The organism is Streptomyces pratensis (assembly GCF_016804005.1).
GTDB lineage: Bacteria > Actinomycetota > Actinomycetes > Streptomycetales > Streptomycetaceae > Streptomyces > Streptomyces pratensis_A.
Window position 1 is genome coordinate 6,503,906 of record NZ_CP051486.1, and the last position, 23,715, is coordinate 6,527,620.

At 71.8% G+C, this 23,715-nt stretch carries 15 protein-coding genes and 3 pseudogenes; 11 read left to right on the forward strand and 7 right to left on the reverse strand.

All coding sequences use genetic code 11. The features are described 5' to 3' along the window. The first annotated feature begins 14 nt into the window (after window positions 1-14). Window positions 15-1,523, forward strand: coding sequence for a GAF domain-containing protein (locus tag HED23_RS27115; protein ID WP_203186007.1), 1,509 nt, complete (start codon window positions 15-17; stop codon window positions 1,521-1,523). Here the strand turns inward: HED23_RS27115 and HED23_RS27120 are convergent. After that, window positions 1,501-1,932: an Lrp/AsnC family transcriptional regulator gene (locus tag HED23_RS27120; protein WP_014156425.1), complete on the reverse strand. Its 432-nt coding sequence runs from the start codon at window positions 1,930-1,932 to the stop codon at window positions 1,501-1,503. The genes HED23_RS27115 and HED23_RS27120 overlap by 23 nt on opposite strands. Before the next feature lie 160 nt (window positions 1,933-2,092). Between HED23_RS27120 and HED23_RS27125 the strand changes: the two genes are divergently transcribed. Beyond that, window positions 2,093-3,304, forward strand: coding sequence for an MFS transporter (locus HED23_RS27125; protein WP_203186008.1), 1,212 nt, complete (start codon window positions 2,093-2,095; stop codon window positions 3,302-3,304). Window positions 3,305-3,377: 73 nt separating this feature from the next. On the opposite strand, the pseudogene HED23_RS27130 reads toward HED23_RS27125, so the two are convergent. Next, window positions 3,378-3,629: pseudogene (locus HED23_RS27130) on the reverse strand (IS5/IS1182 family transposase); the annotation flags it as partial. A gap of 383 nt (window positions 3,630-4,012) precedes the next feature. Here HED23_RS27130 and HED23_RS35450 point away from each other — a divergent pair. After that, window positions 4,013-4,226, forward strand: a pseudogene (locus tag HED23_RS35450) (SAM-dependent methyltransferase); the annotation flags it as partial. Window positions 4,227-4,244: 18 nt separating this feature from the next. On the opposite strand, the gene HED23_RS27135 reads toward HED23_RS35450, so the two are convergent. Continuing rightward, a complete protein-coding gene (locus HED23_RS27135) occupies window positions 4,245-4,715 on the reverse strand; it encodes an RICIN domain-containing protein (protein ID WP_203187646.1) in 471 nt (156 codons plus the stop codon). Between the two features lie 444 nt (window positions 4,716-5,159). On the opposite strand from HED23_RS27135, the gene HED23_RS27145 reads away from it, so the two are divergent. The 3 genes from HED23_RS27145 (at window position 5,160) to HED23_RS27155 (ending at window position 8,855) form a co-directional block, all read left to right on the forward strand. Further along, entirely contained in the window at window positions 5,160-6,623 is a 1,464-nt protein-coding gene (locus HED23_RS27145; RefSeq protein WP_203186009.1) for an acyl-CoA synthetase, read from the forward strand. After that, complete coding sequence (locus HED23_RS27150; RefSeq protein ID WP_238442115.1) at window positions 6,616-7,977, forward strand: carboxyl transferase domain-containing protein; 1,362 nt, start codon at window positions 6,616-6,618, stop codon at window positions 7,975-7,977. Before HED23_RS27145 ends, HED23_RS27150 begins: the two co-directional genes overlap by 8 nt. Before the next feature lie 80 nt (window positions 7,978-8,057). Then, the gene (locus tag HED23_RS27155; RefSeq protein ID WP_203186010.1) at window positions 8,058-8,855 is read left to right on the forward strand and encodes a VOC family protein; all 798 of its coding nucleotides are present in this window, start codon (window positions 8,058-8,060) and stop codon (window positions 8,853-8,855) included. Window positions 8,856-8,924: 69 nt separating this feature from the next. On the opposite strand, the gene HED23_RS27160 is transcribed toward HED23_RS27155, so the two are convergent. Both HED23_RS27160 and HED23_RS27165 read right to left on the reverse strand, forming a co-directional pair. After that, window positions 8,925-10,028: an LLM class flavin-dependent oxidoreductase gene (locus HED23_RS27160; RefSeq protein WP_203186011.1), complete on the reverse strand. Its 1,104-nt coding sequence runs from the start codon at window positions 10,026-10,028 to the stop codon at window positions 8,925-8,927. Window positions 10,029-10,365: 337 nt separating this feature from the next. Continuing rightward, the gene (locus HED23_RS27165) at window positions 10,366-11,634 is read right to left on the reverse strand and encodes an MFS transporter (protein ID WP_203186012.1); all 1,269 of its coding nucleotides are present in this window, start codon (window positions 11,632-11,634) and stop codon (window positions 10,366-10,368) included. Between the two features lie 317 nt (window positions 11,635-11,951). Between HED23_RS27165 and HED23_RS27170 the strand changes: the two genes are divergently transcribed. Continuing rightward, complete coding sequence (locus HED23_RS27170; protein ID WP_203186013.1) at window positions 11,952-13,481, forward strand: PQQ-dependent sugar dehydrogenase; 1,530 nt, start codon at window positions 11,952-11,954, stop codon at window positions 13,479-13,481. Here HED23_RS27170 and HED23_RS27175 read toward each other — a convergent pair. Both HED23_RS27175 and HED23_RS27180 read right to left on the reverse strand, forming a co-directional pair. Next, the gene (locus HED23_RS27175; RefSeq protein ID WP_203186014.1) at window positions 13,431-13,781 is read right to left on the reverse strand and encodes a chorismate mutase; all 351 of its coding nucleotides are present in this window, start codon (window positions 13,779-13,781) and stop codon (window positions 13,431-13,433) included. The genes HED23_RS27170 and HED23_RS27175 overlap by 51 nt on opposite strands. Before the next feature lie 75 nt (window positions 13,782-13,856). Beyond that, window positions 13,857-15,010, reverse strand: a pseudogene (locus HED23_RS27180) (amidohydrolase family protein); the annotation flags it as partial. Between the two features lie 10 nt (window positions 15,011-15,020). On the opposite strand from HED23_RS27180, the gene HED23_RS35455 reads away from it, so the two are divergent. From HED23_RS35455 to HED23_RS27195, 4 genes are all read left to right on the forward strand, one after another. Further along, entirely contained in the window at window positions 15,021-15,323 is a 303-nt protein-coding gene (locus tag HED23_RS35455; RefSeq protein ID WP_238442116.1) for a hypothetical protein, read from the forward strand. Window positions 15,324-15,621: 298 nt separating this feature from the next. Continuing rightward, complete coding sequence (locus HED23_RS27185) at window positions 15,622-16,833, forward strand: polyketide synthase (RefSeq protein WP_203186015.1); 1,212 nt, start codon at window positions 15,622-15,624, stop codon at window positions 16,831-16,833. A 20-nt stretch (window positions 16,834-16,853) separates the two neighbouring features. Further along, window positions 16,854-22,496: a MupA/Atu3671 family FMN-dependent luciferase-like monooxygenase gene (locus HED23_RS27190; RefSeq protein WP_203186016.1), complete on the forward strand. Its 5,643-nt coding sequence runs from the start codon at window positions 16,854-16,856 to the stop codon at window positions 22,494-22,496. Between the two features lie 13 nt (window positions 22,497-22,509). Further along, a complete protein-coding gene (locus HED23_RS27195) occupies window positions 22,510-23,577 on the forward strand; it encodes a phytanoyl-CoA dioxygenase family protein (RefSeq protein ID WP_203186017.1) in 1,068 nt (355 codons plus the stop codon). Window positions 23,578-23,715: the final 138 nt, after the last annotated feature.

Here is a 23,715-nt window from a genome sequence, read left to right on the forward strand (position 1 = left end):
CGGAGGGCTCGCCGGTGGCCGGTACGGGACTCGACCTGCGGACCACCCTCCAGCACATCGTGGACACCGCCACGGCGCTGGCCGGGGCGCGCTACGGCGCCCTGGCACTCCTCGACGGGGAGGACCGCCGTGTCACCGATCTGTTCACCACCGGCATGTCCGAGGACGAACGCCGCACGGCGGGCCCTCTCCTGGACGGGCGGACGGGTGCCCTCGGGTCCCTGGTGGGCGACGCGCAGGCCGTGCGCGTCGACGATCTGACGGCGGGTCCGCACCCCTGGGGCGGCACGCCGCCCCCGCGGCTCGCCGTGCGCTCCTTCCTCGGGGCGCCCGTCCTGGTGCACACCGAGGTGCTCGGCAGCCTCTGTCTCGCCGATGAGGAGCCGGGGCACTTCACGGACACCGAGCTGGCGCTGCTGCGGCTGCTCGCCTCCCAGGCGGCCGCGGCGATCGGAGGCGCTCACCTGCACGAGGCGGCGCGGCAGCGGGAGCACTGGATCGAGGGCGCGGCCGCCGTCACCCGGGCGCTGCTGACCGGAGCGGGCACGACGGACGCCCTGACGACCGTCGCCGAGCGGGCCAGGGTGCTGGCGGGCGCGGCGGCCGGGGTGATCCTCCAGCCGACGCCGGGCGGCGGGATGGAGATCGTCGCCGCGTCGACCCTCGACGATCCGGCCGGCCTCGTCGGTACGGCCATCGAGCCGGGCTCCCCCGTCCTCGTCCAGCTGCTGAGCGGCGAAGAGGTCTTCATCGAGGACTCCGCGACGGACGAACGGATGACGACCCCGGTCCGGTCCCGCTTCGGCCCCAGCATGATGCTGCCCCTGCAGAGCGGGGGGAGGCTCATCGGCACCCTCGCCCTCCCCCGGCGGCGCGGCGGGGCCCCTTACACGTCGACGGACCGGCTGCTCGCCTCCCAGTTCGCCTCCCAGGCCGCGCTGGCCCTGGTGATGGCCGACGCGCAGCACTACCGGGAACAGCTGGCGGTCTACGAGGACCGCGACCGCATCGCCCGCGATCTGCACGACCTCGTCGTACAGCGGCTGTTCGCGACGGAGATGATGCTGGAGTCGACCCGCCGCAAGGACCTGGCGGGTGACACGGAGACCGCCGAGCTGCTCGGACACGCGGTCGACGAACTGGACTCCACCATCCAGGAGGTCAGGACCGCGATCTTCGCGCTCCAGCAGCCGCCCGCCGACGCCCCCACGACCTTCCGCGGCCGGGTCCTGCGCGAGACGGGCGGGGCGGCGGCGGTGCTCGGCTTCCAGCCGTCGGTGCAGTTCTCCGGTGCGGTGGACGCCCTGGTGACGGAGCCGGTCGACGGTGAACTGCTCGACGTGCTGCGCGGGGCCCTGGCCGCCGCGCACCGACGTGCGGGGGTGTCGGCCGTCGAGGTGGAGGTGGACGCGGGTGCGCGGCTGGCCGACGGGCGGGCGGCGGTACGGCTCGTGGTCGCGGACGACGGGCGCACCGAGGACGGCGACCGGTCGCCGACGGTCATCTGGCAGGCGCCGCTCTGAGCGCGATCCGGGTGTTGGAGTGGGCGACGCCCGCGTCCTTCTTCAGCCGGCGCAGCAGCGTGTCCAGCGAGCCGGGATCGGCTGCCGTGGCGCGTACGAGGTAGTCGTGACCGCCCGTCACGTGCACCACCTCGGTGATGCCGGGCAGGGTGAGCACCGAGCGTTCGAACTCCTCGTTCGTCGTGTCGAGGCGCAGCGACACGTCGATGAAGACGACGAGCCCCGAACGGGTGTCGGCGGCCGGGTCGACGATGACGGTGAAGCCGCGGATCACCCCGTCACGGCGCATGCGGCGTACACGGTCGCCCGCCGCGTTGGCACTGAGCCCCACGCGCACACCCAGATCGCGGTACGAGATCCGGGCGTCCTCCTGGAGAATCCCGAGGATCTCTCTGTCCAGCCGGTCCATACCGGCGATTGTGGCAGCCCGGGGCGGGAAGCGACGGGCGAGCGGCCCCTCACGGGTGTGCGGAGAGGGCCGGAGCCCATGGGGCGTCTGCTGTGCGACGCCCTACCCGGATGGCTCAACCCGCCGTGCCCCGCCTCCCCCTCCACCCTTGACTTGCGGTGTGCACACAACCGCCGAGAAGCCCCCCGCCCCGGACCGGAAACAATCCGCCGCCGCCTACCGGAACCTGATCATGGCCACGATCGGGTTCACCCTCACCTTCTGGGCATGGAACCTGATCTCTCCGCTGTCGGGCGACTTCAAGGACCGGCTGGGTCTGAGCTCCTTCCAGCAGTCGCTGCTGGTGGCGGTGCCCGTGCTCGTCGGATCACTCGGCCGCATCCCGGCGGGCGCCCTGACCGACAAGTACGGCGCCAAGCTGATGTTCCCCGTCGTCTCGGCCCTGACGATCGTCCCGGTGCTGCTGCTCATCCCGGCGAAGGACTCCTACGGGGCGATGCTGGCCGTCGGCTTCCTGCTCGGGCTCGGCGGCACGACCTTCGCGATCGGCATCCCCTTGGTCAACTCCTGGTTCCGGCCCGCCGAACGGGGTCTCGCGCTCGGGGTGTTCGGGATGGGCATGGGCGGTGTCGCGCTGTCCGGCTACTTCACGCCGCGGATCGCGAAGCACGACGTGAACCTGCCGTTCTGGATCGTCGCCGGTGCCCTCCTGATCTACTCGCTGCTCGCGGTGGTCCTCATCACCGACCACCCGGATCGCAAGGTCCCGACGGACTCGCTGGCCCACCGGCTGGGCGAGGCCGGCCGGCTGCGGGTCACATGGGAACTGTCCGCGCTGTACGCGATCGGCTTCGGCGGCATCGTCGCGTTCGGGGTGTACCTGCCGACGTATCTGAAGACCTGGTACGAGATGTCGCCGACCGAGGCGGGCACCAAGGCGGCGGGGTTCGCGCTGGTCACGGTCATCTTCCGGCCCATCGGCGGCTGGCTGTCCGACCGGGTCCACCCCGCCCTGGTCACCGCCGGGGCCCTGCTCCTGGCCGCGCTGATGGCCATCGTCCAGGCCTTCGACCCGCCGCTGGATCCGCTCGGCACGATCGCGCTGCTGTGCATGGCGGCCGGGCTCGGCACGGCGAGCGGCAGCGTCTTCGCGCTGGTGTCGCAGGTGACGCCGCAGGCCAAGGTCGGCAGCGTGACCGGCATCGTCGGCGCGATGGGCGGGCTCGGCGGATTCGTGCCGCCGCTGGTCATGGGCGCGATCTACAGCGCGAAGGACTCGTACTCGATCGGCTTCATGCTGCTCTCCGACCTGGCGCTGGCGGGAGCCGTGTACGCCTACGGCCGGATGCGGGCGGTCCGGCGCGACGGCTGATCGTCGAGCCGGAGGGGTACGGGCCTTGCCTCAGCAGACAGGCGTCGCAGCCGAGCCTTCCGGACCGGAGGACTCGCTTGTGAGACTTGTTGTACACCTTCTTCCAGTCGGGCAGGTCTTCACCCCTGCGCCGGCGCTGGGGCATGACGAGTCCCGTGCCGGGACAGCCGCCGTCGGCGATCGTGCGTGTTCTGCCGACGGCGGCCGTGGCGCCGGATTCCTCCCACGCCTTGCAGTCGTCGCGGTTCCCGGGCAGCGGTCGGCCGACCACGACGACGAGCCGGGTGCCGGCGTCGATGACGACTTGGTGGTTGGTGGGGTACCTCTCGCCGGCCCCCGACCTGAGCCACCACCAAGCCAGCTGTCGGCGCGAGCGCGGCAGTGAACAGAGCCATCAGGCCGAGTACCCAGCCGATCTCTCGCCGCACGTCCGACCCCATCGCGTGGGCGATCGCCGGGCGAACAGAACGAGGGGCGTCGACGCCCACCACCACGACAAAGCTCTGATGATCCGATCCACGCGTGCAGGCGCCAGGCCGGTGGCTTCTCTTACCCCGTGACGGCTTTCCGGAGAGCTCCCAGGCGATGGCATGCCCACATCGTAGGCAGCTGAGAGGAACATGCGGCCGCTTCGGGCCCTGCCTTCTTCGTGAGCGGGGCTGTCCACGCTGAATCCGAAGCCGTGATCACGCCAGATGTTCCGAGACCATCCTGGACCTGCCGGCCCCGCTCTCCGCGCCCGCCCGCGAGCATGTGTTCACCCAGCTGATCCGGGAGTACGAGGTCTTCTGCGAACTGCTCGACGCCGAGGACCGCGCAGTACTGGAACGGCTGCTGGACCCCGAGAACCCCGAGGGGCTCCACCACCGGCCCGGGTTCCACCTGCTCACCCGCCCGTGCGGTCCACCTCGGCCGCCGCGACCAGAGCCCCTCGGGCCCGTCAGGAGAGAACCGGCTCCAACTGCCACCACTGGAAGGGGGAGTCGGTGTCCGCCCACTGCTGGACCGCCCCGCCCACCTCGGTCGAACGGTCGGCGATCTCCATGACGAGCCCGCTGATGAAGCTGACCAGCGTCACCGTCCCCGGGGCCTCCAGGTGCTGCTCGATGAGCCACTCCTGGGCGCCGAAGTTGTTGGCCTTCCACTGCTGGATGCGGACACCGTTCTCCGTGTCGGCATTGGCGACGTCCAGCCGCTTCCCGCTGTGCGCGTTGACCAGGTGGTAGAGGGCCGCGCCCTCGTGCACCGGAGCCAGCTGCCACTGCTGGGCCGCCGTCCCGTCCTCCTTGCCCTGCTGCACCCGGGCACCGCTGCCCTTGGCCGCTCCGTACACCTCCAGCACCAGGCCGCTGCCGACATTGCGCAGACGGTACGTGCCCGCCTCGACGACGGGCGCCGGATCGCTGCTCATCTTGCTCTCCCCGTTGGAGTTGAAGTGGGACCGCCGCCGCAGGAACACTCGGTGCCGGGGCAGACAGCAACTGGTCTCCGGCTCATCGGCCGGCACCAGTGCTTACGCACCGCTCGCGTCAGCAGGGAGCACACCGGCCACTCGTCCACCGCGCAGGCCCGCTCGTATTCGTCCGGGGCGGTGGAGTCTCCCGCCATAAGACCACTCTCCGTGCTCCCGCCCCAGGAGGCCAGGGCAAAGACGGGGACGACGACCAGAGGCAGCCCATCGACTCCACCCGGACGGGGAAGGGGCCCGAGGCATCATCTGCAGTGGATGAAGGATATCCATGCGAGCCAGTGTGCCCTCGCCCACTGACAACGTCCCCGCGCCCATGGGAACCCGGCACGGGAAAAGCTCGACGTCGCAAGCAGCAGTTGTGGGACAGCCTCTAGGCTTCGCCGGGTGACTTCTCTTCTGCCCGCACTGCGCGGAGCGTCCGGCCGGACGGACTCCCCCGAGGCCGTCCGGTTCGGCGAACACGTCCTTTCCTACGCCCAGTTGGCCGATGCGTCCGCCTCACTCGCCGCCCGCGTCGCGGGGGCGGGACGGGTCGCCGTCTGGGCTACGTCCACCCCGGAGACGGTCGTCGCCGTCGTGGCGGCCCTGCGGGCGGGGGTACCCGCCGTGCCGCTCAATCCGAAGACCGGCGAGCGGGAACTCGCGCACATCGTCGCCGACAGCGCGCCCACGGTCGTGCTGGCCGGGGCGGACGACGTACTGCCTTCCGCGCTGAGCGGCCTGGAGCGGATCGACGTCGGCACGGCCACGGCCGCCCCCTCGCCGGAGGCGGTCCTCCCCGAGCCCTCCGCGGAGTCCCCCGCGCTGGTCGTCTACACCTCCGGCACGACGGGCCCGCCCAAGGGGGCCGTCCTGCCCCGCCGGGCGATCGCCGCGTCGCTGGACGCGCTGGAGGACGCCTGGGGGTGGACGGACGAGGACGTGCTCGTCCACGCCCTGCCGCTGTTCCATGTGCACGGGCTGATCCTGGGTGTGCTCGGTCCGCTGCGCCGGGGCGGCTCCGTGCGCCACCTCGGCAGGTTCTCGGCCGAGGGGGTGACCCGGGAGCTGCTCTCCGGGGGGACGATGCTGTTCGGCGTGCCCACGATGTACCACCGGCTGGCCGGTGAACTGGCCGGTCCGGCCGGGGCCGGTAGCCTCACCAAGGCCCTGGCGGGCGCCCGGCTGCTGGTCTCCGGCTCGGCCGCACTCCCGGTCCACGACCACGAGCGGATCGCCGCGGCCACCGGCCGCAGGGTCATCGAGCGGTACGGGATGACCGAGACCCTGATGAACACGGGTGTGCGGGCCGACGGCGTGCCGCGCGCCGGGACGGTCGGCCCGCCGCTGGCGGGCGTGGAGCTCAGGCTCGTCGAGGAGGACGGCTCCGTGCTCCAGGACACCACGTCCATCGGCGAGATCCAGGTGCGCGGACCGAACCTGTTCACCGGTTACCTGAACAGGCCGGACGCCACGGCGGCCGCCTTCACGGAGGACGGCTTCTTCCGTACGGGCGACATGGCCACGATCGACCCGGACGGCTACGTGCGGATCGTAGGGCGCAAGGCCACCGATCTCATCAAGAGCGGCGGCTACAAGATCGGCGCGGGCGAGATCGAGAACGCCCTGCTGGAGCATCCCGGCGTCCGCGAGGCGGCCGTCACCGGCGAGCCGGACGCCGACCTCGGTGAGCGGATCGTCGCCTGGGTGGTGCCGCTCGATCCCGGGTCGCCCCCCGGCGAGCGGGAGCTCGCGGACCATGTGGCGGACCTGCTCGCGCCGCACAAGCGCCCGCGCGTCGTCCACCACCTCGACGCACTGCCCCGCAACGAGCTGGGCAAGATCATGAAGAGGTCGCTCGGTGCCTGACGTGCGGTGCGACCGCGTGTCGGCGCGGGAGGCGATCGCCGCCGTGGCCGGGAGCTTCACCGAGCACCGTCCGTCCGCACGCCCCGCTCCCCCGGACGGCCCGCTCGGCTGGAGCGGTTACGCGGAGTCCAGGGCGCGGGCCTCGGCGAGGACCGGCGAGGAGGAGTCCGTCCTCTACGGGACCGCCGTCGTCGAGGGCCGGGAATGCGTCCTGGTCTCGTTCGAGTTCGGCTTCCTGGGCGGCTCGTTGGGCGGTCGTGCCGGGGACCGCCTGGAAGCCGCGCACGCGCTGGCGGGTGAGCGGCGGCTGCCCCTCGTCTCGCTCGTCGCCACCGGGGGCAGCAGGATGCAGGAGGGCATGATCGCGCTGATACAGCTTCAGCGGGTGGCCCGCGCGTCCGCGCGGCTGAGGGCGGAGGGCATCGCCCGGATCGCGGTACTGAGGGATCCGGCGACCGGGGGCGGCTGGGCGACCGTGGGCGCGGGCGCCGATGTGGTGCTGGCGCTGCCCGGGGCTCAGATCGGGTTCGCGGGTTCCCGGGTGCGGCCCGCCGACGCCGATCCCTACGCGTACACCGCCGAGGGGCAGCTCGCGGCGGGCCAGATCGACGCGGTCGTCGCTCCGGACGAACTGCCCGCGACGCTGGGCCGCTGGCTGACCGCGCTGACGGTCACGGGCCCGGCGGAGCCCGCCCCCGTACCGGGCGCCCTGTCGTCCGCTGGGCTGCCCGCGACCGGCTGGGACGCGGTGGAGCAGGCCAGGGCGGCGGCACGGCCACGGGCCCAGGCCTATCTGGACGCGTACTTCGACCACCGGCTGCCGCTGAACGGCGACCGCTGCGGAGGCAGGGACCCGGGGCTGCTGTGCGGAGTGGGCCTGCGCGCCGGAAGGCCCGTGGCCTACGCGGCCCAGTGCGGTACGGCGACCCGCCCGGCGGGCTACCGTACGGCCGCCCGGGTGATCCGGCTCGCCGACCGGCTCGGCCTCCCCGTGCTGACCCTGGTCGACACCCCCGGCGCGGCCAACGACGCGGAGGCGGAGCGGGCGGGTGCGGGCGCCGCCATCGCCGAGGTCTTCGCCGCGGTCGCGGACGCCCGGGTCCCGGTGACGACACTCGTGATCGGCGAGGGCGGCTCCGGTGGCGCGCTCGCCCTGGCCGCCCCTGGCAACACCCATGTCACCGCGGACAGTTACTTCTCGGTGATCGCACCGGAGCTGGCGGCGGCCATCCTGAAGCGCGGCCCGGACGAGGTCCGCTCCACCGCCGACGAGCTCCGGCTGCGCCCCCAGGACCTGGTGGAGCTCGGGGTCGCCCGCTCGGTCGTCGGTCCTGCCGGGCCGCCGGAGGGCTGAGACCCTCGGCGCGCCGCTCGGGCGTCGTTTGGCTAGCGTGACGGGGACGACCATCCGTCGAGCGAAGAAAGGTCCGAGTCATGGCCGCTGAATCCGAGGGCACTCCGTGCTGGGCCGACGGTACGTTCGGTGATCTCGAGGGGGCGAAGCGTTTCTACGGTGAGCTCCTGGGGTGGACGTACGCCGAGTCGATGCCCGAGTACGGCGACTACACGCAGGCGTACGCGGACGGCAAGGCGGTCGCCGCTCTGTCGCCTCCGATGCCCGGCCAGGAGGCACCGAACGCCTGGTGCCTGTACCTCGCGTCACCGGATGCCTCCGCCACCGGCGCGAAGATCCGTGAGCACGGGGGCCAGGTGCTGGTGGAACCGATGCGGGTCGGCGACTTCGGGACGATGGTGCTGGCCGCCGACCCCGGCGGTGCGGCCTTCGGGGTGTGGCAGGCGGGCAGCCACGAGGGGTTCGAGGCGCGGGCGGTTCCCGGCGCCTTCGCCTGGGCCGAGATCTACACCCGGGAACCGGCGAAGGCGGACGCCTTCTTCTCCGCCGTCTTCGGGTACGGGGTGAAGCACCTGGACGACGACGCGATCGACTTCTCGCTCTACGACCTGGGCGCCGACCCGGTGCTCGGGCGGATGAAGATGGGAGAGGAGTACCCGCCCCAGGTGCCGGCCCATCTGAACGTCTACTTCGGCGTCGCCGACTGCGACGCGGCGGTGGAGAAGGCCAAGTCCCTGGGGGCGGAGCTCCTGTTCGGCCCGATGACCATCCCGTTCGGCAGGTTCGCGTCCCTGACGGACCCGCAGGGCGCGGTGTTCTCGCTGTTCGACCCCTCGACGACCGGGGGCGAGATGCCGGGTGTCACGGAGGTCTCCTGACGGCCTCCCCGGGCCTTCCGGACGCGGCCCCAGGATCTGATGACCCCCGGGCCGGCCGGCCCGGCACGGTCACGCTCCGCCCTCCGCGACGAGTGCGCGGAGCCGCGGGGCGACCTCCTCGCCCACCCGGTAGGCCTCCTCCAGGTGCGGATAGCCGGAGAGGATGAACTCGCCGATCCCCAGGCACCGGTACTCGTACAGTCGGCGCGCGACCTCGTCGTGCGAGCCGACGAGCGCTGTGCCGGCCCCCTCCCGTACGAGCCCGATGCCGGCCCAGAGGTTCGGGGCGACCTCCAGGTCCGCGGCGGCCGCGGAGCCGCCGTGCAGCGCGGCCATCCGGGCCTGACCGGTGGAGTCCATGCGGGCGAACCGTTCCTGGCTGGCGCGGACGGCCTCCGGGTCGATGCCCGCGAGGATGCGGTCCGCCTCGGCCCACGCCTCGGCGGAGGTGTCCCGGCTGATGATGTGCAGCCGCAGTCCGTAGCGCAGCTCGGGGGCGGCCTCGCGGAGCCGGGCGATGCGCTCCGCGAGAGCCGCGGGCGGTTCCCCCCAGAGCAGCTGCACGTCGGCCCTGCGCGCGGCGACGGCTTCGGCGGCCGGGGAGGCGCCGCCGAAGTAGAGGGGGACGGGGTGCTGGAGAGCCGGGTCGTGGAGCTGGGCGCCCTCGACGCGCAGGTGCTCACCGCTGTGGTCGACGCGCTTGCCGTCGAGGAGGTCGCGCAGGACTGCCATCACCTCGTCGGTGCGCGCGTAGCGCCGGTCGTGCTCCAGGTGATCGCCGTACGCCCGCTGTTCGGCCGGGTCCCCTCCGGTGACGACGTTGAGCCTGAGCCTCCCGCCGGCGAACCGCCGGAAGGCGTCGGCCTGCTGGGCCAGCAGCGTCGGACTGGTGAACCCGGCGCGGAAGGCCACCAGGAAACCGATGCGGTCGGTGTGCTGGGTGAGTGCCGAGGTGAGGATCCACGGGTCGACGCAGCCGAGCCCCACGGGGGTCAGCAGCGAATGGAATCCGGCCTGTTCGGCGGCGCGTGCCACCTGGGCCAGATATCCGATGTCGGCGGGGCGGCGGGTGGCCGCGCCGGTCCTCCCCTGCACGGCCGTGACCCCGCCGGGATCGCGGCCGTCGCCGCCCGTGGGCAGGAACCAGTGGAGCAGGAGCGGGTTCTCGGGCATGACGGATCCTCGTGGGTCGGCAGCGGGGAACGCCCGACGGGCGTACGGATGCACAGGTGTACCGGCAGCCGGGGTGTGCGGGTGGGATCAGGAACGCGAAGGCGTCAGAAAGCCGGATCCGGGCCGGTGGGGTGTCACGTCAGCGACAGGACGGACAGCGGAGACCGGCCGGGAGACCGGCCCGACAGAGCATGGTCGAGACACGCAGGAGATCCACGTGACGGCGCGACACGAGAGCGGTGACCATGCGGGCATCCTGGCGGCGCCAGGGGCACTGCGACAAGCGCCGCCCGCATGCCGGACAGCTTCGTCCCGGGACATGGGCGGCGGCCTTCTCCTACGGCTGCGGGTCCCTCGCGTCGTACCGGGCGAAGCCGCGCCAGCGCAGCCCGAGCAGGCACACCAGCAGCACGCAGGCGATCCCGCCGCCGGTCACCGCCACGGCCGGGGACGTGAGGTCGGCGACGGAGCCGGCCACGAGATCACCGAGCCGGGGTCCCCCCGCCACGACGACGATGAACACGCCTTGCAGCCGGCCGCGCATGTCGTCCGGCACCGCCGCCTGGAGCATGGTGTTGCGGAAGACCATCGAGATGGAATCGGCGCACCCGGCGAGCGCGAGCAGGATCAGCCCGAGCCAGAGCTGACGCGCGAGCCCGAACGCGGCGATGGCTCCGCCCCAGCAGGCCACGGCGATCAGCACCGCGAACCCGTGCCGTCTGATCCGGCCCAGCCACCCGGAGAACACGCTGCCGAGCAGGGCCCCCAGCGCCGGGGCTGCGACCAGCAGCCCGGTGGTCCGCGCGTCGCCGCCGAACCAGACCACGGCGACCACGGGGAAGAGGGCGCGCGGGTGGGCGAGCACCATGGCGCACAGGTCGCTGAAGAAGGTCATCCGCAGATTGGGCCGGGTGCCGAGGAAGCGCAGACCGTCCAGGACCGAGGCCCTCCTGGCCCCCTTCTCCCCCTCCGCCCGGCCGGGCAGCATCGAGGGCAGCCGCCACATGGCGTACAGCGAGGCGGTGAAGGTGACGGCGTCGACGGTGTACGCAGCGCGGTAACCCCACCAGCCGACGATGAGGCCGCCGAGCATCGGCCCGACCAGCCCGCCCGTGGTGGACGTCATCGCGCTGAGCGCGTTGGCGGCGGGCAGCTGTTCGGCCGGGAGCAGCCGGGCGATCATCGAGCTGCGGGCCGGGGAGTTGAGCGCGAAGCACGCGGCCTGGAGGGCGACGACCACATAGAGCAGCCCCACATGTTCGATCCCGGCGAAGGTCACCGCCGCCAGTACGACCGAGAGCACGAACGACCCGGTCGCGCTGTAGAGCCCGAGCTTGCGCCGGTCGACGGTGTCGGCGACGGCCCCGCTGTAGAGCCCGAGGAGCACCAGCGGGACGAGCGAACAGAGACCGATCAGCCCGACGGAGAACGCGGACCCGGTGATGTCGTAGACCTGGAGGGAGACGGCCAGCGCCGTCATGCCCTGCCCGATCCAGGAAACGGTGTTCCCGAACCAGAGCCGCCGGTAGTCGGGGGAGGAACGCAGCGGCGTCAGGTCGGCGAGTATGCGTGTGCGGGGTACACCTTGTTTGGCTGTTTCGGTCACACGGGATGGTAGCGACCCCGCCCGGAAGCGGACGCGGCAGCGGTCACGACCTGACGGGAACGGCCTCCGGGCCGGCCCGGCGCCCGGCCCGGCGCGGCGGCTCGCGCATCGTTTCGCGCCACGCGACCCGGAAGGTGGCGCAATCACGCGTTGTCGCCCCGCCCCGCGACGCGCAGCCTGGTGCGGGAGCGCTCCCATGCCGCTGCGGACGCAGCCTGGCCGCGCTTGCTCTCCATGGAACCGCCACCGCGTGCAGGCACGACCGATGTGCGAAGACCCCACCGCTGCGCAAGCGTCCCCCTGTCTGGAGCCGACACATGTCAAGACGCCGCTGGGCCAGGTCCCTCCTGCTGGCCCTCCTGCTGACCGCCCCCCTCTCGTCCCCCGCCACGGCGGATTCCGTGCCGGACCGGACGGAAACGGCACAGGGCATCCCGCCCGTCCCCCTCCCCTCGCTCAGCGCGACCACCACCCAGGTCGCCTCAGGGCTGAAGCGGCCCACCGCGATCGCCGCCCCCGACGACGGCACGGACCGGCTGTTCATCACCGAGAAGTCCGGCACCGTACGCGTCTACCACCCGGACACCGGACTGGCCGCGACCCCGGTGGTCGACATCAAGTCGGCCGTGGACGAGTCGGGCAACGAGCGCGGCCTGCTCGGCATCGCCGTCCCGCCCGGCTTCGCCGGCAGCCAGGACCTCTATCTGGCGTACACGGCCCTGCCCGACGGGGCGGTCACCCTCGCCCGTTACCGGCTCGACGAGTCCCGCCTGGAGGTCCTGCTCTCCCAGGAGCACGCCGAGTTCAGCAACCACAACGGCGGCCAGCTCGCGTTCGGCCCGGACGGCAACCTGTACTGGAGCATCGGCGACGGGGGCGGCTCCGCGGACCCCCTCCGCTCCGCGCAGCGGCTGGACACCCTGCTGGGCAAGGTCATGCGCATCGACGTGAGCCGTAGCTGCGGCCCGCTCGCCTACTGCGTTCCCGGCGACAACCCCTTCGTGGGCACCTCCGGCGCCCGCGAGGAGATCTGGCTGTACGGACTCCGCAACCCGTGGCGGTTCTCCTTCGACCGTGCCGACGGCTCGATGTGGATCGGCGACGTCGGACAGGGCCGCTGGGAGGAGGTCGACCACATCGCGCCCGGACGGGGAGGGCTGAACCTCGGCTGGTCCTGCTACGAGGGCCTGGAGAAGTTCGAGGGCGGCGACTGCGTGGCCGGAGAGACGTACACCGAGCCCGTCTTCACGTACTCGCCGTACACCGGCGGCTGCTCGGTCATCGGCGGCCACGTCTACCGGGGCCAGAAGTACGCCGGCCTGGTCGGTGGCACGTACATCGCCACGGACTACTGCTCGTCCACGGTCTGGGCGCTGCGCGCGGACGGCGAGGGCGGCTACGAGCAGGCCGAGATCGGGGAGATGCCCACCCAGGTGACGTCGATCGGAACGACCGCCGACGGGGAGTTCTACGTGGTCAACGATCTGCCCGGCGGACTGCACCGGGTGTCGTTCGCGCAGGATGAACCCGACTGCCGTGTGGACCGTACGGTGAAGTCCTGGGGTACGGGCATGACGGTCGACCTCACCGTCACCAACACGGGCAGCACTCCCGTGAACGGATGGACGCTCGAATTCCCGCTGGCCCTCGGGCAGACCGTCGTCTCCGACTGGAACACGGACCTGACCCAGGGGAGCAACACGATCAAGGCGGCCGACGCCTCGCACAACGCCACGATCGCTCCGGGTTCGAGTGTCACCCTCGGCTACCTCGCCGGCCACACCGGTGACGCGTCGTCACCGCCGCGGTTCATGCTCAACGGCGACGCCTGCGCCGTCGGCGACTGAGCCGGCCGGAGAGCCGCCGTCGCCGCGGTGCTCGCCCAGTTCGAGGTCGATGAAGGCCGCCACCATGGCACGCCAGACGGCCTCCGCCACCTCGGGCGCCAGCCCGGCGGCCGTGGCCCTGGCCCGGGCCGCGGCGACGACGCGCTCGGCGCGGTCCGGGGCGCGGACCGCCTGTTCGTCGGACTTGAAGGCAGCTGCGGCACGGACCAGGGACTCGCGCCGGGCGAGCAGCCCGACCAGTTCCCCGTCGAGCGCGTCGATGCGGTCACGGACCTCGGAAAGCGATGTCGGCCTCGGCATGGCCGACATCCTTCCACGTACCGCAGCAGCATTCGGGCGTTCGACGACCCGCGACCGGCCACCGCCGGCCCCTGGTCACCTGTGGCGCACCTCGCAGCACCCGTCCCTGACCATCTGTTCGCCCGCGGCGGCCCAGCCGCCCCTGGGTGACATACGCGGCCGCGGGTGGGCGAAGGCCTTTTCGAGTGCGGCCCGTTCGTGGAGCGTGCCCGCGCGAAGGACCGACGTGATCCGGATCAGGTCGTCGAAGTCGGTGAACGGGTCGCCGTCGACGACGGTGAGGTCGGCGATCTTGCCCTCCTCCACGGTGCCGAGGTGGTCCGCGACCCCGAACACCTCGGCGGGCGTGCGGGTCGCCGTGGTCAGCACCTCGGCGGTACCGAAACCGTGCCGGTGCAGGGCACGCATCGCGATGTGCAGGTGGAGTCCGACCGGGGAGAGGGGGGCGTCCGTGCCCAGGACGAGCCGCCCGCCGCCCCGGACCACCCGCCGGTACGCGTCGACCTCCCGGGTCAGTACGTCCAGTTCGATGCCGGTCGGGGGCCGCGCCGCGAGATCCTTGACGGTCTTCACGTCCCACGGCGGCAGCATCACCGAGACGCGCGGGTCGTCGGCGACCTCGGGCCGGTCACCGACGAGCGGCATCGCCGTGAAGGGGGTGGCGATCAGATGGAAGCCTCCCCGGGTGTACAGCTCGCGGGTGTCCTGGTGGGTGTATCCCTCGCCGGTCGCGCCCTGGCCGTATTCCGCCGGTCGGTCGCCAGGAGGTGGGTCGTCAGGTCCTGGCCGGAGCTGATTCCCGGCGCGGCCAGATGGGAGCCGCTGAGCACCCCGAGCCGTTCGTGGGCGTGCCGGGCGGCCCGCTCCATGTCCCGGTAGGGCGCTCGTACGTACGTCTTGACGAAGTCCCAGTCCAGAGCCGTCGCCCGCGCCAGTGAGCGGGCGAAGCCCTCGGTGGTCCGGTGGGCCCGGCCCATGCTGTACCCGACGCGTGAGCCGTCCAGGAGTTCTCCCGTGGCGAGCAGCCGGGGCGCGGCGAGCCGGCCGGCGGCGATGTCCTCGCGCAGCCTGGCCTGTTCGTGTGCGAAGCCGCCGAGCGAGACGGTGGTGGTGATGCCGTACGCCAGTTGCAGGGCGCCCTGTCTGGCACCGTAGGTGTACTGCCAGGGGTGGACGTGGGAGTCCCACAGCCCGGGCAGCACCGTGCCGGCCGAGGCGTCCACCGTCCGGCAGGTCCCGGTGCCAGTGGAAACGGGTGAGTCCCCCGTACGCGCTCGGCACCAGGGCGAACTCGACCTTCCCCGCCACCACGTGGGCGAGTACGTCGTCGAAGGTGCCGAAGAACCGGATGTCCAGGACGTGGCGTTCCGCGAGCGTGCCGTCGGCCAGGTGGCTGGGGGTGCCGGGCGGGCCGAGGGCCTCACGCCGGCGACACGGGAGGGCGGCCGCGCCACCGGTTTCCGCCGCCGGTCACGCCCTCGGGGGGACCCGAAGGCCGCGGCACGTGCCGGACACGCGACCGCGCCGGTGGACCGTTTCTAAGCTTCGAGGCGGAAGAGGACGGCCTCGGCCGGATACGCCAGATTTCGCATGACCAGGCCGAATGACCCGGTTATCGACAACCCCTATTTCTTTATAGGGGGTGTTGACGTGCCGACCGGTGATCGCCAGACTCGAACTGTTCGGCACACCGAGTTCACCTTCTCAGGTATTGACGCAGATTAATTCAGAACGCCTCCCCCAGGGGAGAGATTTCTTCGCGACGGCACGGTCGTTTCTGCTCATTCCCTGTCTGGTGCGACATTCGGCTAAATTCCCAGTAGGGGGATCGGGTTCGCAGATGCCTCTTGTCGAAATCGCCGGTGAAGGGCTCGCTCTCCCCGGAAAAGTGCGCTCCCGGGAAGAGTTCGAGAGTCTTCTCTACGGGCCGCCGGGTCACGCGCGGAACGAGTTGGCGTTCGCCGACGAGGAACTTCTGATAGACCCCCTCCAGTTCGCCATATCGCCGCGGCATGCCCGCTACATCGACCCACAGCAATTGCTGCTGCTGGATGTCGCGCTCGCCGCGTTCGCCGACGCGGGCCTGGCACCCGAGGAGCTCAAGGGCTCACGAACCGGTGTCTACGTGGGGATGACGGAATCCGACCACCTGTTCGGTGTCGACCTGACCGAGGTGCCGGCCGCGAACCTGAGCTCCGTCGGCGTGGGCAACAACCGGGGGATGGCGGCCGGCCGCATCTCTTACGCCTTCGATCTGCGCGGCCCGAGCATGCAGGTGGACTCGACGTGTTCCTCGGGGCTGCTGGCCCTGCACCTGGCCTCGGCGGCGATCCGGGACGGCGAGATCGACCGCGCGCTGGTCGTCGCCTCGCACCTGGTCCGCAGCGAGCAGGGCCGCGTCCTGCGCGAAGCCACGGGTGCGATCGACCCGGGTGCGCGGTGCAACGCCTTCACCGACCGGGCCTCCGGTTTCGTCGTGGGCGAGGGCGTGGTCGCGTTCGTGCTGAAGGCCGCGCCGGAACGAGCCGACGGGGCCGGCGTGCGGGTCGCCACCGCGGTGAACCAGGACGGCCGGACCGCAGGCGTCACCGTCCCGAACCGGGCGGCACAGGAGGATGTCGTGGTCCGCGCGCTGCGACGGGCCGGGGTGGACCCCGACCGCGTCGCCTACGTCGAGGCACACGGAACGGGGACCAGGCTCGGTGACCCGCTCGAGGTGTCGGCTCTGACTGCCGCCTACCGGACGCGGAGCAGGGGTGAGGGGCGACCGCTGCTGATCGGTTCCAACAAGCCGCGGTTCGGCCACCTGGAGGCTTCCTCGGGGCTGCTGTCGCTGCTGGTGGCGACCACCGTGCGGCGCACCGGGATCATCCCCGGCACCCGGTCCGAGGGGACTCCCAACCCCCGCGTCGACTGGTCCGGCGACAACGTCCGGCTGGTGCTGGACGACACGCCCCTGCCTGAGCACGAGACGTCCGCGCTCGGGGTGAGCGCGTTCGGAATGAGCGGCACCAATGTCCACGCGATCGTCGCGCCCGTCCGGGCAAAGTGAATGCAGAAGGGTCTCTCGGAATGACTGTCGTGGAGCGTGTCGGCGCGTTGGTCGGTGAACTGCTGGAGATACGGGACGAGGTGCCGGCGGAGACACCGCTTCTGGACCTGGGCGCGGACTCCCTGGTACTCATCGAATTGTCGCATCGGGTGGAACAGGACTTCGGAGTCGAAATCTCCGTCCAGCAACTGTTCGAAGACGTCGTGACCGTGGACGCGGTCGCCCGCTGGATCGAGCAGGAACAACCCGAAGCAGCCGCCACCTCAACGGGAACGGCACAGGAGACCCCCACCGCACTGGTGGAACGCATCGGCGCCCTCGTGGGCGAACTGCTCGAAATCCGGCACGAGGTACCGGCCGAGACACCGCTCCTGGACCTGGGCGCCGACTCCCTCGTACTCATCGAACTGTCACACCGGGTGGAACAGGACTTCGGAGTCGAAATCTCCGTCCAGCAACTGTTCGAAGACGTCGTGACCGTGGACGCGGTCGCCCGCTGGATCGAGCAGGAACAACCCGAAGCAGCCGCCACCTCAACGGGAACGGCACAGGAGACCCCCACCGCACTGGTGGAACGCATCGGCGCCCTCGTGGGCGAACTGCTCGAAATCCGGCACGAGGTACCGGCCGAGACACCGCTCCTGGACCTGGGCGCCGACTCCCTCGTACTCATCGAACTGTCACACCGGGTGGAACAGGACTTCGGAGTCGAAATCTCCGTCCAGCAACTGTTCGAAGACGTCGTGACCGTGGACGCGGTCGCCCGCTGGATCGAGCAGGAGGCTCCGTCCGCCGCGCTGCCCGCCGCCGCGTCCGTACCGGACCCGGCTCCGTCCGCGTCCGCGCCGGTCCCGTCAGCGCCCGCTCCGGCCGCGCCGGTTGTCCCCGTTCCCGCATCCGCCGTTCCGGTCCCCGCCGTTCCGGTCCGCACGGTGGCGCCGGTCGCCGCGGTGGCGCCGGAGCCCGCGGTCAGGGCCGTGCAGGAACCGGCTCGGAGGCCCGCCGCCGCACGGACCTTCGCCGAGGCGACGGCCGAATCGCTGCGCCTCTCCGAGACCTACCAGGACACCCTCTGCAACAACCGCCGCTTCGCCGAACGGGACGAGAGCGAGCGGGCCGGGTCGTATCCCGTCTGGGTGACGAAGTCCGACGGTCCCTACGTGTGGGACGCCGACGGCAACCGGCTCGTCGACATCGCCATGGGCTACGGTTCCCACCTCTTCGGCCACAACCCCGCCTTCGTCACCGAGGCCCTCCGTCACCAGTTGGACCAGGGCATCCACCTCGGCACGGAGATCGCCGCCACCGGTGAACTCGCGCGGAAGATACAGACGTTGACCGGCGTCGAGCGCGTCAACTTCTGTGTGACCGGCACCGAGGCCGTCTTCACCACGATGCGGCTGGCCCGCGCACACACCGGCCGGCCGAAGATCGTCCTGCTGCGGAACGGCTACCACGGCCACTCCGACGCCACCCTCTACGGACCGAAGCCCGGCGGGCGCGCCCTGCGCGCCGCGACGCCGAACGCCCCCGGCGTGCCGGCCTCGGGAGCGCAGGACGTCCTCATCGGCTCGGTGGACGATCCGGAGCTGCCGCAGTTCCTCATCGACCACGGCGACGAGATCGCGGCCGTGGTCATGGAGCCCCTGCAGAACCAGTACCCGGACCGGGACCTGCGGGAGTTCACCGTCGAGATGCGCCGGGTGACGCGCTCGATCGGTGCGCTGCTGGTCCTCGACGAGGTGCTCACCGGCTTCCGGTTCGCACCCGGCGGCTTCCAGGAGCTCCACGGAGTGGAGGCCGACCTCGTCGCCTACGGCAAGACGGTGGGTGCGGGCCTTCCCATCTCCGTGGTGGCCGGACGCGCCGAGATCATGGACCTGATCGACGGCGGCCCCTGGACCCGCGACCTGCGGGTGGCCTCCGACCGGCTCACCTACACCGCCGGGACCTACGTCAAGCACCCGCTCTCGGTGGCGGCCGCGAACGCCGTGATGAATGAACTCATCGAGCGGGGGCCGGATTTCCTGGTCGGGCTGAACGAGCGCGGCGACCTGCTGCGCGGCCGGATCGACGCCGTGCTGCGTGACGCGGACGCCGGTGTGCGGGTGATCGGCCGGGGCTCGGCGTTCCGGTTCGTCCGCGCCAACAGCACCAGCTTCGCCTTCGTCGGCAGCGACTTCCACCAGTTCCGGCGGAACCTGATCGCCGAGGGCGTCTACATCACGGAGACCGGCCTGAGCTACGTCTCCGACGCGCACACCGACGAAGTGCTGGACGAGATCGTCGACGCGGTGACCCGCGCGGTACGCACCTCGCAGGACTCCGGCGCGACCGGCGAGGAGACCTCCGCACAGCGCCCCCTCGCCGTCAGCCTGTCCTTCTTCGGTATGCAGGACGCCGCGCACGGCGGTGACTTCTACGACCGTGTGGTGCGGCTCGCCGAAACCGCCGATGAGGGTGGACTCGACGCCGTCTGGTTCCCGGAGCGGCACTTCGACCGCTTCGCGGGCTTCTCCCCGAACCCGGCCGTCCTCGCCGCCCTCGTGGCCGCCCGGACCTCGCGGATCGGCCTGCGGGCCGGCAGCGCCGTACTCCCGCTGCACTCGCCGGTCACCGTCGCCGAGGACTGGGCGATGCTCGACGTCGCCAGCGCGGGACGGGTCGGCGTCGCCGTCGCCTCCGGATGGATGCGGCGCGACTTCGTCCTCTCCGAGGCGCCCTACGAGGAGCGGCGCGAGCTCTTCGAGCGGCGGATCGACGAGATGACCAGGCTGTGGGCCGGAGAGAAGGTCAGGGTGGAGAGCCCGGCCGGCACCGCCGCCGAGGTCGAACTCTTCCCCAAGCCCCTCCAGGCGCGACTGCCGCTGTGGCAGGCGGTGCTGGGCGACGAGCGGTCGTTCCGGCAGGCCGGGCGGACCGGGCGGAACATCCTCACCAACCTGATCCAGCAGGATCTGGACGAGCTGAGGACCAAGCTCGGCGCCTACCGTGACGGCCGCCGGGAGGCCGGACTCGACCCCGAGGGCGGCGAGGTCACCGTGCTGGTGCACACGGCGTTCACCCCGGACGAGGCGGCCCGTGAGGGTGCGCGCCGCGATCTCGAGAACTACATGCTCCAGACCTTCCGGAGCACCCACCCCGACCCCGGTTCGCTCGACCGCGTCGACTGGACGCCCCGTACCCGGGCGGCCGCCCGGCGTCTGCTCGACGGGCTGAGCCTCGTCGGCACCGCCGAGGAATGGCGACGGCAGTGCCAGGTGCTGCGCGACGCGGGCGCCACCGAGATCTCCTGCCTGGTCGACTTCGTCGGCGAACCCGACCGGTGGAATGCGACGGTCGAGGCCCTGGTGGGCCTGCGCGCCGAGATCAACGGGACGGAGCACAACACGCCCGCCACGGCTGTGGGGCACACCAGGCCCTCCGCAGTCGCAGAGCGCGCCACGGCGGCCGCGGCACCTGCCGCACCACCCGTCGCCGGAACCGCCGCCGCACCACCCGTCGCCGGAACCGCCGCCGCACCACCCGTCGCCGAGCCCGCCGACGGTCCGGCTTCCGTACCGGCCGCCGCGGAACCCGCTTCCGGGGAGGCGGTCGCCCTCACCCGGGGTGCCGTGGAGATCTGGGCCGCCTCGAAGTCCAGCCCCGAGGCCATGGCCGCCTACACAATTCAGCGGCTCTTCGAGATCCGCGGCGATGTGGACCCCGGCCGGCTGCGGGACGCCTTCCACGAGGTGCTGCGCCGGGACCCCGCCCTGCGGCTCACCGTGCGGCCCACCGGCGACGGGGGCATCGTCCCCGGGTTCTCCCAGGCGCACCGGGAAGCCTTCGTCCTCTACGAGGGGATCGCCCCCGACCAGGAGTCCTTCTGCGACCGCGTCGCGAGCGACCTGGCGCGGTACCCGCTCGACCCGGAGCGAGGATGCGCCATCGTGCTGCGCTGCCGGCGTTCCGCCGACGGGATGCTGCTGCACCTGGCCGCCTCCCACGCGATCATCGACGGGACCCAGTTCTCCGAGATCCTGGAGCAGGTCGGCCGGATCTACTCGGGCGGCTCCGGGACGGCCGAACTCCCGCCCCGTCCCCCGGTGGACACCTCCGGCGCCGACGCCGACCGGACCTACTGGCGGAAGGCCGTCGCCGGGATCCCGCGTGACGCCCTCGACCACGCCCGCAGCCGACCGGTGTTCGACCGGAGTTGGCGAGGCCGCCGCTACAGCCGCCGGCTCCCCGCCGACTGGCTCGGCACCGTGAAGGCCCGGGGCCGCGAGCAGCGCGTCACCCCGTTCGTCGAGTCCTTCGCCACCACCATCAGCAGCCTCGACGAGTTCGCGGGGCGGCCCCTGCTGTATTCGTTCCCCGCGCTGCGCCCCCGCACCGAGGAGTACGGCAGCAACGCCAACCTGTTGCCGCTGTGGGCCGCCCCCACCACCGGCGACCTGCGCGGACACTGCCGGGCGGCCGTCCTGAACGGCCTGCGCCACGGATCGCTCACCTTCACCCAGATCTTCGAGTCCGAGACCGCGGGCGACCCGGAGCGGCGGCGGATCACCCCCGACGTCACCTTCGCCTGGGACTACTTCGACTCGATGAGCCTGGGGGAGGCCGCCATCCGTGAACTCCCCATGCACACCGAGGTGGTCCGGTTCCCGCTCGCCGTCACCTTCACCGTCGAGCCGGGTGACACGGTGACCCTCTCGCTGGACATCGGCGCTTCCATGGAGGACGCGGCGGCGGAGAAGTGCTTCGAGACGCTCTACGCCTCCCTGACCGAACGGTACGGGGACCGGCCCGCCGTGGTGTCCGCACCCGTCGGCCCCTCGTCGGGGACGGCCGCCGAGGCTCTCGCCCGCGCAGCCGCCGGGGCGGTCCGCAGCACCGGCGACGACTGGGTGCGCACCCTGAGCCTCGACGGCCAGGAGCAGCCGGCGGGCTTGGCCGTCAGCAAGGCCAGGGCCACCGCGGCCGCCGTCCTGGAACGCTGCGACCTCACCCGGATCGCCGGTGTGCGGCTGTCGGTGGACACCGAACAGGACCTTCTCGGCGCCGCCCTGGTGTGCTCGATGCTGGGCCTGGCCGACCGGGTCGGTGAAGGTGCCTCCGGCGACGGCGCGTTGCTGGAGATCCGGGCCATGTCGACCGGGGCCGGGTCGAGCGACGACCACGTGGTGGTGGGCCTGTCCGCCTGGACCTACTTCGAGACGGACGCCCCGCTGCCCTGCACGCCCTCCGGGCCGGACGCGGTGTCGGGCATGCTCACGGCGCTGGCCGCACAGCACGCCTCCGGACGCGTCACCGCCGTGGGGCGGGCCGCCGTCCTCCTCGCCGAACGGACCGGGACCGGGACGGCCGTCGAGACCCCCGCCGAGGCGGCCACTACGGAGGCGCCCGCCACCGGCGGCGCCGTGCCCCTCACCGAGGTGCGCGCGGCCTGGGAGAAGGCTTTGGGCCGGACCGAGTTCGGCGACGCCGACGACTTCTTCGACCTCGGCGGAGACTCCATCGCCGCCATCCGGGTCGTCGCCGAACTCAACAGCCGCTTCGGCAGCACCCTGCCGGTCAATCTCGTGTACCTGCACCCCACCGTCGGTGAACTCTCGGCGGCCCTCGGCACCGAAGAACCCGGCTCCACAGACGACTCCCGCGCATCGGCGCGTGGCTAGGAGGGACGATTCGATGTCAGCCATTCGGAAAGCCACGCTCGGGGACGTCCGACGGTACGCCTTCTGGGAGGACCCCGGTGAGACCGCGGCCCGCGCCTTCGGATTCGAGGACGGTGTCCTGCCCGACGACGTCGAGGTCGTCGTCGACGAGGACCTGCGCGTCCACCTTCCCGGCTCGCGGATGCCCCTGGCGGCCGACCGCCGCTCCGACTGGGCGCTGTTCTGCCAGGAGACCTTCGGCCTCCAGTCCAGCTTCTGGCCGAGGTTCGAACGCCACCCGCTCAACACCGACTTCACCTGGGACCCGATCGGCGAACGGGGACGCATCTTCACCCAGGCCGAGGCCCGTCAGTACAACGAACAGGGCTACGTGATCCTGGAGGACGTCTTCGACACGGGTTTCCTCCAGCGGCTCACCGACGAACTCGACGAGCACGACGCCCGGCGGCTGGAGACCCTGCGCCGGACGGGTAACACCGAGGCGGAGAAGAAGATGAGCTTCGGCGCCCAGCCCTCGCGGCGCCTGCGCGCGGTGCAGCAGCTCTCCGTGCTGCCTCTGTTCCAACACCTCGGCCACGACATCATCGGCCCCGACGTACGGCTCTACTGGGACCAGTCGGTGTACAAGCCGGCCCGCTGCTCCGACCCGTTCCCCTGGCATCAGGACACCGGCTACACCTTCGTCGACTACGAGCAGCTCTTCACCGTGTGGATCGCCCTCACCGACGTGGACGTCGAGTCCGGATGCCTTCGGGTGCTGCCCGGCGGCCACCGGGTCGGCACATTGCGCCACCACCGGAGCGAGTTCGGCAACTACGTCTTCGGCGAGGACCCCAAGGGCATGATCCCGGTCCCGATGCGCGCGGGCTCGATGGCCGTCTTCACCGCGACCCTCCCGCACATGACCGGCGGCAACGAGCGCGGCTGGGCCCGCAAGGCGATCATGCTGGAGTACGCGCCGGACGGCATGCAGCGGATCGCGCTCGACCCGTGGGGCAAGCAGATCAAGACCCCCGCCAACTACATGGAGAGCCACTACCTGGTGCTGAAGGACGGCGTTCCCACCGCTCCCAGCCTCTAGCGCTCCGGATCCGGAGGCCTCACGACGCCGGGGAGGCCTCCGGAACACGAGGCCGCCTCGCGGGAGGAGCCTCCGGAACACGAGGCCGCCTGGCGGGAGGAACCTCCGGAACACGAGGGCGCCCGGCGCGATGAGCCT

What these genes read in the sequence shown, in the direction of transcription:
- HED23_RS27195 (WP_203186017.1), top strand. Translation starts at nt 22,510, where the DNA reads ATGTCAGCCATTCGGAAAGCCACGCTCGGGGACGTCCGACGGTACGCC.
- HED23_RS27190 (WP_203186016.1), top strand. Translation starts at nt 16,854, where the DNA reads ATGACTGTCGTGGAGCGTGTCGGCGCGTTGGTCGGTGAACTGCTGGAG.
- HED23_RS27160 (WP_203186011.1), bottom strand. Translation starts at nt 10,028, where the DNA reads ATGCCCGAGAACCCGCTCCTGCTCCACTGGTTCCTGCCCACGGGCGGC.
- HED23_RS27155 (WP_203186010.1), top strand. Translation starts at nt 8,058, where the DNA reads ATGGCCGCTGAATCCGAGGGCACTCCGTGCTGGGCCGACGGTACGTTC.
- HED23_RS27185 (WP_203186015.1), top strand. Translation starts at nt 15,622, where the DNA reads ATGCCTCTTGTCGAAATCGCCGGTGAAGGGCTCGCTCTCCCCGGAAAA.
- HED23_RS27135 (WP_203187646.1), bottom strand. Translation starts at nt 4,715, where the DNA reads ATGAGCAGCGATCCGGCGCCCGTCGTCGAGGCGGGCACGTACCGTCTG.
- HED23_RS27120 (WP_014156425.1), bottom strand. Translation starts at nt 1,932, where the DNA reads ATGGACCGGCTGGACAGAGAGATCCTCGGGATTCTCCAGGAGGACGCC.
- HED23_RS27170 (WP_203186013.1), top strand. Translation starts at nt 11,952, where the DNA reads ATGTCAAGACGCCGCTGGGCCAGGTCCCTCCTGCTGGCCCTCCTGCTG.
- HED23_RS27175 (WP_203186014.1), bottom strand. Translation starts at nt 13,781, where the DNA reads ATGCCGAGGCCGACATCGCTTTCCGAGGTCCGTGACCGCATCGACGCG.